Genomic DNA, 12,248 nt, shown 5'->3' with positions numbered 1-12,248 from the left:
TTGCCGGGACCAGCAATTTCGCCTTATTGCAGAGCCTGTGGCAGGAACAATGCGATCGACGGAAAGGCAATCAGCGCACCAACCATCAGCAGCATTGCAATCACATAAGGGATTGTGCCCAGCATCACCTCCGACAAGGTGCCCGATTTGCGCGCGCCCTGAACCACATAGAGGTTCAGCCCGACAGGCGGTGTGATCAGCGCCATCTCAATCAGCACGATCATCAGGATGCCGAACCAGATGGGATCGAACCCCTGCGCCACAACCAGCGGCACGATAATCGGGATCGTCACCACCATCAGCGACAGGGTTTCGATGAAGAACCCAAGCACAATGTAGAGCACCACAACGACCAGAATTGTCCCCATTGGTGTGAGGCCCAGTCCGTTCATAAAATCCGTCAGCTCGCGCCCCAGCCCGGCAGAGGCAAGCGTGAAATTCAGAAATGATGCACCGATCACGATCAGCATGATCATAGAGGTGATTTTGACAGTGCCCAGAACGCTCTGCCGCAGCATGTCAAAAGAGACGCCACCGAAGAACAGCGCGATCAGCAGCGCGCCTGCAACCCCGACAGATGCCGCTTCGGTTGGGGTGGCCCAGCCTTTGTAAATCGACCCGACAATCAGGCCAAAGAGCAGCAGGATCGGCACCAGATCTATCAGCGCGCGCAGCATCAGCGCCAGCGGAAAAGTGCGCCTGACGCCCCCCAGCCCGGGGCGGATCAGGCACAAAAGAACGGTAATGACCATGAAGGCCAGCGCAAGCCCGAGCCCCGGCAAGAGCCCTGCCAGAAAGAGCTGTGGGATCGAGGATTGTGTGAGAAACCCATAAACGATCAGATTGATCGAAGGCGGGATCATGATCCCCAGTGTGCCGCCTGCTGCAATGGCCCCGGAAAAGAGTTTCGGGTCATATCCCAGTTTTTCCGCCTGGGGCATGGCAACCGTCGCAACTGTTGCTGCCGTGGCTACCGAAGATCCGGACGTTGCGGAGAACATGGTAGCTGTTGCGATATTGGCGTGGACCAAGCCTCCCGGCAGCCAGCTTACCCAGCGGTCAAGGGCGGCATAGGTCCGTGTTGCTACCCCGCTGCGCACCAAGATTTCCCCGAGCAGCACAAAAAACGGGATGGCAATCAGCGTCGCGGAGTTTGAAGACGACCACACCATGTTTCCCAGTCCGCGTGTGAGCGGGAAGGACGAGAAAAAGGTATCGACACCAAATCCCAGCAGAAAAAGCACAATGCCCACCGGGATCGACAGGGTAAGCAGGCCCAGCAGTCCTGCGGCGACAGATCCGATCATTGCAGCATGTCCTGTTCCGCAAAGGCCCCGACGGCGGTTTCAACCTCACTGTGGCGGCCCTTCATGGTCAGCGACAGTGCGACCAGGCTCATGATGCAGGAGACAACGGCAAACCATACCCAGCCGGCGAACCACGGGGTCTGCACCCAGGCCAGCGGGGTTTCCAGCGGCGTGTTGGCACGGGACCCGTTGTTCAGCGAGCGTTCCACAACCGGCCAGGCCTTGGTGGCAACCGTCACGATCACAGCGCTCATGACGACCATAGAAAAGACGTCAAAGAGAGAACGCACCATTTCGCCTCCCCGGCTGCGCAACAGATCAATCCGGACGTGTCCGAGTTCCAGCAGCGTGAAGGCCATCCCCCATGAGGTGGCAATGGCCATCACATAGCCGCTGATCTCGTCCGTCCCCCCCAGTGAGCCCCCGAGACGGCGCAGGATAATATCGAGCAGCACAACACCGGCGCAGGCAAAGAGCATCAGCCCGACCAGCAGCGCAATGGCATGGTTGATCCGGCGCAGCTGCGCGATAACTTTCTGTTCCATCCGGGGCCCCGTACAGGTGGGTTACTTGATTTCTACGCCAACAACCTGACCGACAGAGGCGTTCCAGCGGGCCGCCCAGTCGCCGCCCGCACGCTCTGCCCAGTCCGGCAGCACTTCGGAGGTCAGGATATCGCGGGCTTTGGTAAAGTCCGCATCAGATGCCTCGACCAGCACCATAGACCGGCTGTCGCCAGCGGGGCAGTCACCGTTGCCGGTCAGACATGCGATGTCATTGACAAGCGCGTCCTGCGCCGATGCCCGGGCCGGATCCTCGAACCCCGCCTTGGCCTCGGACGCGATCAGTGCCTGCGTGTCCGCATCCATGCCGTTCCATTTGTCGAGGTTCACGGCCGTTACGACCGAATCCCATCCACCCAGCGGCAGCGGCATCAGGTGTGTGGACACTTCCCACCAGCCCGCGCTGTACCCGGACCCCGCACCTGTCACGGCGCAGTCAACCACGCCATTCTGCAGCGCGCCCGGCACTTCGGAAAAGGATACATTCACACCCTCAGCCCCGAGAGCTTCGAGCAGTTTTGCGGTCATCCGGCCCGATGCACGCACTTTCAGACCCTGCAGATCATCCAGACCGGCGATCTCGTGATTGCAGAACACGACCTGCGGCGGATAGGGCGCAATCGCCAGAACATGCGCGTTGAACCGGTCCCGGTATATGTCCGCCACCATCGGACGGGCCGCATCCACCATGGCACGGGCTTCATCAGCCGTCAGTGCCAGAAGCGGCACATCCAGCCCTTCCAGCTCCGGTGCATCTGCCACCGCGTAGTCCGCAACGGTCATCGCCACGTCATAGACCCCCTGCCCCAGAAGCGGATAAATATCGCCAAGGCCCAGGCCCATCTGGTTGTGCGTAGTGAGTTCAACGGTCAGTTTACCGCCGGAAGCAGCAGGCAGTTTCTCGCTCCAGAAAGGTGCCTCGTACTGTTTGTGCAGCGGCAGGCTGGACCAGCTGCCGACCACCGACAGGTTTTCGGCAAGGGCCGGTGTTGCAATCGCTGTGCTGGCTGCCAGAGCCGTGAGTATCTTGCGCATGTGATGTCTCCTCGTTGGATTTTATTCAGTGGTTATGTGCGTTGAATGCCGGGATATCCGCGTCCTCGGCCACGTCTGCGATCAGCATGTGACCGGGCGCATGTGTGATGCAGAAGGGGATTTTTGCTTTCATCAGAACGTTCTGCGGCGTGACACCACAGGCCCAGTAGACCGGGACCTCGCCCGGGGACACCTCGACAGGGTCGCCCCAGTCCGGTCTGGCCAGGTCTTCGATCCCGATGCTCGTTGCATCGCCTCTGGCAATGGGGGCGCCATGCGCCTGCGGATACCGCGCACTGATGTTCCAGGCGTCTTCCACACGGTCAGCGGGGATCGGGCGCATGGTCACAACCATTTCTCCGCCAAACGGGCCGGCGCCGGCCAGCGCGATGTTGCTGCGGTACATTGGTACGGTCTGGTCGAGGTCGATGTGTTTGACCGCAATACCGTGCGCCTGCAGCGCATTTTCAAATGTAAAGGAACACCCGAGGGCGACCGTCACAAAGTCATCCTGCCAGTCGTCACGGATGTCCGTCACCTCGCCGGCCAGCTCCCCATCCCGGAAAAGACGGTAGCGGGGCACATCTGTGCGGATGTCGATATCTGCACCAAGATCAGGCAGCGCAGGATCACCGGGAGCGCCAATGGCGACGATCGGACAGGGCTTTGGGTTCAGCTCGCAGAACCGTATGAAATCATGGGCGTAACGTTCCGGCAGAATGGCCAGATTGCACTGCAGCCGCCCGGCGGCCAGCCCGGCCGTATGGCGCGCATAGCCACCCTCGCGGATCAGGGCGCGCAGGGCATGAACGTCCAGTTCAGCCAGATCTTTGTGCGTGGATACCAACAGTGCCTCCCCGGGGCCCGGTCACAAATTCGAGTGGCACCAGTGTCAGTTTTGCGGGCCATCCAGTCAAATTGATTATTTTTTCCAAATCCAATAGAAATATTTTATCAAAAGGAACCAGCATGCGGATCAGAAATCTCGACACTTTCTACTGGATTGCGACGTTGCAGAGTTTTCGGGCAGCTGCTGACAAGCTGAACCTGACGCAGCCAGCTGTTTCCGCCCGTATCCAGATGCTGGAACAGGATCTGGGGGCACCTGTCTTCATCCGGCAGAACCGCAATGCCGAGCTCACACCCGATGGGCGGCGTCTGCTAACATTCGCGCAAAAACAACTGGCGCTTGAGCAGGATATTCTGTCAGCTTTTTCCGGGCAGACGGGCATCAAACAAACCATCCGGCTCGGCGCATCCGAAACCATCGTTGCCAGCTGGCTGCCGGACTATCTCAGTTGCCTCGGGCAGACCCGGCCAGGATTGTCCTTTGATCTGATGGTCGATTCCACCGACAGCATGCGCAACGCGCTGGTCGCCCGGGAACTCGATCTCGCGTTTCTCATGGGACCGGTCGCTGAGGTCAGTGTGACCAACCGCGATCTTTGTGCTTTCGGCATGGTATTTGCTGCCGCACCAGAAGTGGCCACACGACACGCACACTGGTCCCTTGCCGATATTGCAGCAGAGACAGTCCTCACTTTCGCTGCGGATACCAAACCCAGCCGGCAGATCCGGGAGCTTCTGGCAAAACACAGCACCACGCTGCCTGCCATGACAACATCTTCTTCGCTGGGCGCTCTCGTTCGGCTTGCCAGCAGCGGCTTCGGGATCTGTGCGGTGCCGGAAAAGGTCATCGGGCCGGAACTGGACAGCGGGAGCCTGGAACTGCTGAAAACAGATGCTGTCCTGCCGCCCATTGCATTCACCGCGTCTTATGTTTCCGGCAGCCCGGCCAGCCGCCTGATGGAGGATCTGACAAAAGAGGCGGTGGCGTTTTTACATGAAAATCCGCTGAGCACGCAGGCCGGACACTCAGACGAATAGGCTCGGCCTTCAGCCCTGTGACTTCAGCCATTCCATAATCGCCGGGCGCACCGACATCTCACCCCGGTGACGGGCATCCGCGATGACTTTCCGTACCTGGCTCAGATCAGAACGCCGCAACAGGCTCTTGACGGGCCCGACGGATGCCGGCCGCATCGACAGGGACCGCAACCCGATCGCCGCAAAACAAAGCGCTTCTACCGGGCGGCCCGCATCCTCACCGCAGAACGACAGTGGCGTGCCGCTGACACTGCAGCGTTCGACAATGCTCTCTATGAAGCTCAGGAAAGAGACATTCAGCGTATCATAACGCCGCCGCACCCGCTCATTTTCCCGGTCGGCGGCGAAAAAGAACTGTTTGAGGTCGTTCCCGCCGATCGACAGGAAATCCACCTCTTCAAAGAACTTCATTGGCGCAAACCCCAGGCTGGGCGTTTCCAGCATCGCGCCGATGCGCACACTTTCCGGCAATACGTGCCCAAGCCGTTCTTCTGCGGCCATCGTCTTGTCCATCAGCCGGCGCGCCGCACGGTATTCTTCCAGCTGCGCCACAAAAGGGAACATCACAGTCAGCGGGCGTCCGTTCGCCGCGCGTATCAGCGCCTGAAGCTGCATCCGCATGATGCCGGGCTTGTCCAGACCCACCCGTATGGCGCGCCATCCGAGGGCCGGGTTGGGCTCATCGTTCGGCTTCATGTAAGGCAGAACCTTGTCCGATCCGATGTCCAGCGTGCGGAAGACCACGGGTTTGCCGCCCGCCGCATCCAGCACCCGCGCGTACAATGCGACCAGTTCGGCACGGCGCGGCATCTGGTTGCGTACCAGAAACTGCAGTTCCGTCCGGAACAGACCGACCCCTTCGGCACCTGAGCTGGGGAGCGACGGCAGGTCCGCCATCAGACCCGCGTTCATATGCAGACTGACGGTATTGCCACACAGCGTTTCAGCGGGTTTGTCACGGATCGAGGCATAGCGTTCCTGCGCTTCGGCCAGCATCGCGATCTTGTCCCGGAACGCCGTTACCACGGTTTCATCAGGGCGCAGGTGCACAATACCCTGTTCACCATCTACCATGATGTGGTCGCCATTGAGCGCTTCTGTCGTCACCCGTGCGGCATGGACCACGAGCGGGATGGCCAGTGCCCGTGCCACAATGGCCGCGTGGCTGCCGACAGAGCCTTCCTCCAGCACAATACCGCGCAGGCTGCGCCCGTACTCCAGCAGCTCTGCAGGGCCGATGTTGCGCGCAATCAGAATGGGGTCCGCAGGCATCTCGGCACCGGTATCAGCGCCCTGCCCCGTCAGGATCCGCAACAGCCGGTTGCTGAGGTCGTCCAGATCACTCAGCCTCTCGCGCAGGTAATTATCCGTCACACCACCCATACGCGCCCGCGCCAGCGACTGTTCTTTTTCAACTGCGGCTTCAGCGGAAAGTCCGTTAGCGATGTCTTCCTCCATCCGGCGCATCCAGCCGCGCGAATTGGCAAACATTCTGTAGGTCTCAAGGACCTGAGCCTGATCCTTGTCTTGCGTGCCGGCAATCTCCAGCATTTTGTCTACACCGACCCGCAGCTGCTCCACCGCCTCGCGCAGGCGTTCGGCTTCACGTGTGGGATCATCCGCAATGGGGTTGGTTACCACCACGCGCGGCTCATGCAGCCAGACGTGTCCTTCGGCAGCGCCCTCCTGGCCCACCGTGCCACGGAACATCGCAGGCTGCGAATGCCGCGCAGACATTGCTGCACCCTCACCGACAAACGCGCCAAGCTCTGTCATCTCTGCCAGCACCATCGCGACCACTTCGAGCGCGTAAACCTCATCGGCCGAATACACCCGGGCCGCACGCGACTGCACCACAAGCACGCCCAGCGGTTCGCCCAGCCGCAGCACCGGCACACCAAGGAAACTGGAATAGATCTCTTCGCCCGTCTCGGGCATGTACCGGAAGCCCCGGGCCCTGGGCGCATCAGCTTCGTTCACAACCATCCGGCGGCGCGCAACCTTGCCCACCAGACCCTCACCAACCTTCATCCGTGTCTTGTGGACAGCGTCCTGGTTCAGACCTTCGGTCGCGCAGAGCTCAAGCGTCTTTTCATCCCGGAAGAGATAAATGGAACAGACTTCGCAGCCCATACTGTCAGCAATGATCTGCGTAATCCGGTCGAGACGCGCCTGTCCTTCGACATCGCCCGCCATCGCGTCGCGAAGCCGCCCCAGAAGACGTCGGGACCCGGTTTCAGGACGTTCTGCCACTGTCGCACCCCTCCCAGGTCAGCGATGAGCAGCCTGCCTCAGATGTGATCAGGCTGCCTTGTCGAGATCGAAGGCATCATGCAGCGCCTGCACGGCGAGTTCCATGTATTTCCTGTCGATCAGAACAGAAATCTTGATTTCTGATGTCGTAATGACTTTGATGTTGATGCCTTCCGCACTCATCACCTGGAACATTTTCGCCGCAACACCCGTGTGGCTGCGCATGCCAATGCCCACGACGCTGACCTTGGCGACATCAGTATCCGCGATGACTTCCTGGTAGTTGATGATGCCGTTGGATTTCGCGTCTTCAACAGCGTTCTGCGCCCGCATCACCTGGTCCGTCGGACAGGACCACGTCATATCCGTGCGCCCTTCTTCCGAGATGTTCTGAACGATCATGTCGACGTTCACACCGGCATCGCTGAGCGCAGTGAAGATGCTCGCCGCGATCCCGGGACGGTCAGCGACGCTGACCAGGGTCATCTTGGCCTCATCGCGGCTGAACGCGACGCCTGCAACAACATTGCTTTCCATGATTTCCTCCTCGTCACAGACCAGTGTACCGGCCTCGTCTGACTGTTCCTCAAAACTGCTCAGAACCCGCAGTTTGACTTTGTACCGCATCGCCAGCTCAACAGAGCGCGTCTGCAGAACTTTGGCACCCAGCGACGCCAGCTCCAGCATTTCCTCGAACGCAATCCGGTCGAGCTTGCGGGCCTTCGCTTCAACACGCGGGTCGGTGGTGTAGACACCATCCACATCCGTATAGATATCGCACCGCTCCGCGCCAAAGGCCGCGGCAAAGGCTACCGCGGTTGTATCTGACCCGCCACGGCCCAGCGTAGTGATGCGGCCCTCCGGGCTGACGCCCTGGAACCCGGCCACAACAGCCACCTTCATACCCTCGCCGAACTTGGCAGTGATATTGTCCGTCGGGATCTCTTCGATGCGCGCCTGGCTGTGAGCAGACGTCGTTTTGACCGGCACCTGCCAGCCCTGCCAGCTGCGCGCCGGGACGTCCATTTCCTGCAGGGTGAGCGCCATCAGGCCCGCCGTGACGTTCTCGCCCGATGACACCACAGCGTCGTATTCACGCGCATCATAAAGCGGTGACGTTTCGCCAACCCAGCCTACGAGTTCATTGGTCTTGCCGGACATGGCCGACACGATGACGATGACGTCATAGCCCTTGGCCACCTCGACACCGACCCGCTTGGCCGCGCGCCGGATCCGGTCCAGCGTGGCGACAGAAGTGCCGCCGAATTTCATTACCAGAACAGGCATATCCCTGGTCCCTTATCTCATCCGACGCGGGTTTACGCGCACCGGCACAGGATCACAAGGCATGGGGCGGCACCAGGGGCTCTCTTTTGCTGAAATCAGCTTTCAGACGTCATCAAAAAGCGTGCGGCCGGCCGTCCCATGTTTCAAAACAACCGGTTGTGGCCATGGCGAGATCATCGAACCGGGCAACAAGACCGCCGACGGAATCGTCGACGCCGATCTCACCACCGGCACCACCCATGTCCGTGCGGACCCAACCGGGATGATAAATGCCAACGGCAATGTTCTCCGATGCCAGATCCTTTGCCAGGTTGCGCCCAAGGTTCAGCACAGCGGCTTTCGAAGCCCTGTAAATATAGCTGCCACCAGGCGCTCTTTCACTGGATGCCATCTGTGAGGAGATGATCGCGATCTTTGCCGCCTTCGCCGCCCTCAGGTTGGGCAGCAGCGCTTCAACTGTCAGAAAGACGCCGGTCACATTGGTATCAAAGCTTTGCCGCCACAGATCAGGCGCAAAGCCATCCCCCAGACTGTGACCCTTGTCGAGATACACACCGGCGTTACAGACCAGAAGATCAACCGGGCGGCCGGCGAGCTTTGTTGCAAAAGCAGCATGTGAGGCCGGATCGGTCACATCGAGCGGCCAGTCCCCTGCCCTGGTTGTTCCGATAACGTCTTCGCCCCGCGCGGCGAAGGCTGCAGCCAGCCCCGCTCCGATGCCGCGGCTCGTGCCGGTAATGACGATTGTCATGCTGTCAGTTTGCCTTTCTTCCGGGCAAAAACGGCAGAGGTGCCACGGGAATACCGTCCTCTATCAGCTTTTTTGCCTCTTCGCCGTTCGCTTCGCCATAGATCGCACGCTCCGGCGTTGCACCAAGATACATCGAGCGCGCCTCTTCGGCGAATTTACCGCCCACGTAATCCGCGTTCTCTTCAACATGCCTGCGCAGTTCGGCAAGTTTCTGTTCCGCTTCACTGGCCGGTGCCTGAAGCGGACTGGCTTCAACAGCATCGGAGGTGGAAACCCGCGGCGCCATCATTGCCTTGCTCACCGCCCCGGAACCGCATTCGGCGCAGGCCAGATGTCCTGCACTGACAAGTTTGTCAAAAGCTTCAGCCGACTGAAACCAGCTGTCAAACCGGTGCCCGTTATCACATTTCAGGGTGTAGCTGATCATTCAGGTCAGTCTCCGCTCCGTTCTCTCCTGAGATGGTACAGCATAGCGCGCTGGTCAAGACCGCATGCCTTTATGCGCGCGGGTCAAAGTCCAGCAGTATCCGCGCCAGTTCGGGTTCATCCACCATACGCGCCGCCTTTTTGCGGGACACCCAGACACGTTCGCGCTGACCTGCTTCGGGGTAATCGTCTGCAATAGCTGTCACCTCGACCGGGAAAATCATGCCAAGGCAGGGAAACTCACCGGCTTCCTCAGTATCCTTGCTGTATGAATAAATCCCCAGGCACCGGCCGTCCGATCGGCCCCGTACGCCCGCTTCTTCCCAGGCTTCCATAGCCGCCGTTTCGGCGGGCGTCTGTCCGTCCACGGGCCAGCCTTTGGGCACAATCCAGCGTCTCGTGCCACGGGACGTAATCAACAGAATGCGGATTTTGTTTTTTGAATCCGGTAGCAGAGCGCAGCGAACTGCGACCTTACATCGTCTTTGCGCGCCCCGGAAACGGATATGGGCAGTTGTTTTATCATCGTGCGTTTACGCGTCTTATTTGTCCGGATGTGACACCCGGTTGTCTGCTCCCGCTGCTATCATGCCCGAAAAACAATGATTTGCCAAGAACACGGCCCCGACAGCGGCCCAGGCAGTGTGTGCCGCCCCGATCAGGAACGGACATCACTGCGTTGTTGAGGCAGCCGGTCGCGCAACCTGTGCGTCAGTTCCTCCAGTGGAAGGTCCGCTTCAATCGCCAGTCTGCGCAGACCGAAATGGACATGCGCCATCTCCTGATAGTAGCTGGTATAGGCGTAGTTCGTCGCCGCCCCGGCCACAGCACCCAGGACCGGAACCGCCTGTGCCGCGAGTTTCTGACCAAGAACTGTGGCAAGTCGGGGTGCCACCCGCGCGATCAGCCCCTGCACCGCCGGCCCGGTCAGCGCCACACGTGCCGATATAAACGCAAGATCTGCCCCGTCATCATCGCTGAGCGGCCCGGCTGCGGAAAACACCGTTATGCAATCGAACCGTACATTCTCTTCTTCGGGGTCAAAGCCATGTTCGGATGCAACACCCTGGATGACGCGCAACAACAGCGTGGTTGTGACCGGCAGTTCAGCAAGCGCGGTTGGCAGGCCGCCCATGCCGCCGACGGCGCCCATCGCAGCGCCGGCAGCCGAATTAAGCCAGCTTTTCTGATCCCCCACGACGCCCCGGCTGTAGTGGGCAGCTTTTGTCGCTTCGCGCAGCGCGCGTGTGGTGGCCTCGTCAAGCCCCGCGCGAACAGGTGCCGGCAACCGGTCCAGCATGCTTTCAGCACGCCCGCCCAGCAGGTTCAGCAGGTCTATACCCGCACCGCCTGCGTTGCGGTACCGTTCGGCCAGAACGTCCAGTTCAGCCTCTGTATCCGGTGGAGATGTTCTGCCTTCGATCAGATCCATGTCTTCCCCTTTCATCACATGAAATGGGCAGTGCCGGTGCGGAAATCAATCTTGTGCAAACCGTGTTACCTGTCCTGTGACACCATCCCAGGCGCCGGAAACGAGAGCCCGGCCAAGCACGCGCGCCGGGTTGGTCGGCGGCGGCATTTCCACATTCTCAAGCCGGTCAAACCCGAACCGCCCATAGTAGGGTGCATCCCCCACCAGCATCACCCGCGCCCAGCCTTCATCTGTCGCGCGCGCCAGAGAGTCCCGGATGAGCCTGCCCGCCAGCCCTTCGCCCTGACGTGTCGGGTGCACGGCGACCGGTCCAAGCAGCAAAGCGGGTTTACTCCCCACAGACACAGGCCAGTAGCGGATTGCACCGGACAGAATGCCCTCTGCATCCCGCGCCACCTGTGACAGCGCTTTCACCGGCGGTACATCATCACGCAGCCGGTATGACGACAGCGCCTCGCGGCCCGGCGCAAAGCAGGTATCAAAGAGCGCTTCAATTTCGTGGAAATCCTGCGCAGTTTCGACAGTCAGCTCATACACGGAAATTCGCAGGTCCCGGTTCAATGGGTTTCAACTGGCCCGGACGTAGCACATGCGTTAAGTGGGCTGCAAACAAGCAGGAGCGCATCATGTTCTACCGCCCCGAAGACGGCCACGGTCTGCCGCACAACCCGTTCAACGCAATTGTCTCACCCCGGCCGATTGGCTGGATCTCGACGCGCGCCGCTGACGGCAGCAACAACCTGGCACCTTATTCCTTCTTCAATGCCGTGGCTTATGTGCCGCCACAGGTCATGTTCGCCTCGACCGCAGCCAAAGAGGATCGGGGTGACACCAAGGATTCCGTAGCAAATATCCGTGAGACGGGCGTGTTCTGCGTCAACGTCGTGGAATACGCTATGCGGGATGTCATGAATGCCTCATCGGCGATGCTGCCGCGCGAAACAGATGAATTCGCGCACGCCGGCGTCGCCCCGGCCGCCTGTACGTCAATTGACTGCGCGCGCGTTGCCGGGGCGCCCGCATCCCTTGAATGCAGAATGACGCAGATCGTTCAACTGCCCGGCGAGGCCAATTTTGTTGTCTTCGGCGAAGTCACGGGGGTGCATATCCGCGATGACACACTTGTGGATGGCCGGTTCGATGTCACGACATTTCAGCCGCTGTCGCGCATGGGGTACCGTGACTACACCGTGGTCCGCGAGATTTTCGAGCTGACGCGACCGGACGACTGACAGCGTACGCTGAATAAACTCGTTTCTACCCAAAGCTGTGCTAGGCTGCCTCCAGGGATATTTTCAAGGGGGCAT

Annotated in this window: 13 protein-coding genes; 2 read left to right on the top strand and 11 right to left on the bottom strand. The window is 60.2% G+C overall.

The window, feature by feature from the left end; genetic code table 11:
- Window positions 1-23: 23 nt before the first annotated feature.
- Genes ACZ1HA_RS03650 through ACZ1HA_RS03635 form a run of 4 tightly spaced genes read right to left on the bottom strand, consistent with a single transcriptional unit; the run spans window position 24 to window position 3,752 of the window.
- Window positions 24-1,307 carry a TRAP transporter large permease gene (locus tag ACZ1HA_RS03650; RefSeq protein WP_472712908.1) on the bottom strand — a complete coding sequence of 428 codons (1,284 nt, stop codon included), beginning with the start codon at window positions 1,305-1,307 and terminating at the stop codon, window positions 24-26.
- A complete protein-coding gene (locus ACZ1HA_RS03645; RefSeq protein ID WP_472712907.1) occupies window positions 1,304-1,852 on the bottom strand; it encodes a TRAP transporter small permease subunit in 549 nt (182 codons plus the stop codon). Before ACZ1HA_RS03645 ends, ACZ1HA_RS03650 begins: the two co-directional genes overlap by 4 nt.
- Before the next feature lie 21 nt (window positions 1,853-1,873).
- Entirely contained in the window at window positions 1,874-2,905 is a 1,032-nt protein-coding gene (locus ACZ1HA_RS03640; RefSeq protein WP_472712906.1) for a TRAP transporter substrate-binding protein, read from the bottom strand.
- 25 nt (window positions 2,906-2,930) lie between these two features.
- Window positions 2,931-3,752 (bottom strand): putative hydro-lyase, encoded by an 822-nt coding sequence (locus ACZ1HA_RS03635; protein ID WP_472712905.1) that lies wholly within the window; start codon window positions 3,750-3,752, stop codon window positions 2,931-2,933.
- A gap of 122 nt (window positions 3,753-3,874) precedes the next feature.
- On the opposite strand from ACZ1HA_RS03635, the gene ACZ1HA_RS03630 reads away from it, so the two are divergent.
- Window positions 3,875-4,792, top strand: a complete 918-nt coding sequence (locus ACZ1HA_RS03630; protein WP_472712904.1) for a LysR family transcriptional regulator — start codon at window positions 3,875-3,877, stop codon at window positions 4,790-4,792.
- A gap of 9 nt (window positions 4,793-4,801) precedes the next feature.
- Here ACZ1HA_RS03630 and ptsP read toward each other — a convergent pair whose 3' ends face one another.
- The 7 genes from ptsP to ACZ1HA_RS03595 form a co-directional block, all read right to left on the bottom strand.
- Window positions 4,802-6,988: a phosphoenolpyruvate--protein phosphotransferase gene (gene ptsP, locus ACZ1HA_RS03625; RefSeq protein WP_472715277.1), complete on the bottom strand. Its 2,187-nt coding sequence runs from the start codon at window positions 6,986-6,988 to the stop codon at window positions 4,802-4,804.
- Between the two features lie 105 nt (window positions 6,989-7,093).
- A complete protein-coding gene (locus ACZ1HA_RS03620) occupies window positions 7,094-8,332 on the bottom strand; it encodes an aspartate kinase (protein ID WP_375228326.1) in 1,239 nt (412 codons plus the stop codon).
- Window positions 8,333-8,444: 112 nt separating this feature from the next.
- Complete coding sequence (locus ACZ1HA_RS03615; protein WP_472712903.1) at window positions 8,445-9,083, bottom strand: SDR family NAD(P)-dependent oxidoreductase; 639 nt, start codon at window positions 9,081-9,083, stop codon at window positions 8,445-8,447.
- A 4-nt stretch (window positions 9,084-9,087) separates the two neighbouring features.
- Window positions 9,088-9,510: a DUF1178 family protein gene (locus ACZ1HA_RS03610; RefSeq protein WP_472712902.1), complete on the bottom strand. Its 423-nt coding sequence runs from the start codon at window positions 9,508-9,510 to the stop codon at window positions 9,088-9,090.
- Between the two features lie 70 nt (window positions 9,511-9,580).
- Window positions 9,581-9,928, bottom strand: a complete 348-nt coding sequence (locus ACZ1HA_RS03605) for an NUDIX hydrolase (protein WP_472712901.1) — start codon at window positions 9,926-9,928, stop codon at window positions 9,581-9,583.
- 239 nt (window positions 9,929-10,167) lie between these two features.
- Window positions 10,168-10,941 carry an EcsC family protein gene (locus tag ACZ1HA_RS03600; protein WP_375228330.1) on the bottom strand — a complete coding sequence of 258 codons (774 nt, stop codon included), beginning with the start codon at window positions 10,939-10,941 and terminating at the stop codon, window positions 10,168-10,170.
- A gap of 45 nt (window positions 10,942-10,986) precedes the next feature.
- Entirely contained in the window at window positions 10,987-11,478 is a 492-nt protein-coding gene (locus ACZ1HA_RS03595) for a GNAT family N-acetyltransferase (protein ID WP_472712900.1), read from the bottom strand.
- Window positions 11,479-11,567: 89 nt separating this feature from the next.
- Between ACZ1HA_RS03595 and ACZ1HA_RS03590 the strand changes: the two genes are divergently transcribed.
- A complete protein-coding gene (locus ACZ1HA_RS03590) occupies window positions 11,568-12,173 on the top strand; it encodes a flavin reductase family protein (RefSeq protein WP_375228332.1) in 606 nt (201 codons plus the stop codon).
- Window positions 12,174-12,248: the final 75 nt, after the last annotated feature.

Source organism: Roseobacter sp. S87 (genome assembly GCF_055693285.1).
The sequence above is the reverse complement of the archived record's forward strand: the minus strand, read 5'-3'. Positions and strand labels throughout refer to the sequence as shown.

What these genes read in the sequence shown, in the direction of transcription:
- ACZ1HA_RS03620 (WP_375228326.1), bottom strand. Translation starts at nt 8,332, where the DNA reads ATGCCTGTTCTGGTAATGAAATTCGGCGGCACTTCTGTCGCCACGCTG.
- ACZ1HA_RS03630 (WP_472712904.1), top strand. Translation starts at nt 3,875, where the DNA reads ATGCGGATCAGAAATCTCGACACTTTCTACTGGATTGCGACGTTGCAG.
- ACZ1HA_RS03650 (WP_472712908.1), bottom strand. Translation starts at nt 1,307, where the DNA reads ATGATCGGATCTGTCGCCGCAGGACTGCTGGGCCTGCTTACCCTGTCG.
- ACZ1HA_RS03615 (WP_472712903.1), bottom strand. Translation starts at nt 9,083, where the DNA reads ATGACAATCGTCATTACCGGCACGAGCCGCGGCATCGGAGCGGGGCTG.
- ACZ1HA_RS03590 (WP_375228332.1), top strand. Translation starts at nt 11,568, where the DNA reads ATGTTCTACCGCCCCGAAGACGGCCACGGTCTGCCGCACAACCCGTTC.
- ptsP (WP_472715277.1), bottom strand. Translation starts at nt 6,988, where the DNA reads ATGGCGGGCGATGTCGAAGGACAGGCGCGTCTCGACCGGATTACGCAG.
- ACZ1HA_RS03645 (WP_472712907.1), bottom strand. Translation starts at nt 1,852, where the DNA reads ATGGAACAGAAAGTTATCGCGCAGCTGCGCCGGATCAACCATGCCATT.
- ACZ1HA_RS03600 (WP_375228330.1), bottom strand. Translation starts at nt 10,941, where the DNA reads ATGGATCTGATCGAAGGCAGAACATCTCCACCGGATACAGAGGCTGAA.
- ACZ1HA_RS03610 (WP_472712902.1), bottom strand. Translation starts at nt 9,510, where the DNA reads ATGATCAGCTACACCCTGAAATGTGATAACGGGCACCGGTTTGACAGC.
- ACZ1HA_RS03640 (WP_472712906.1), bottom strand. Translation starts at nt 2,905, where the DNA reads ATGCGCAAGATACTCACGGCTCTGGCAGCCAGCACAGCGATTGCAACA.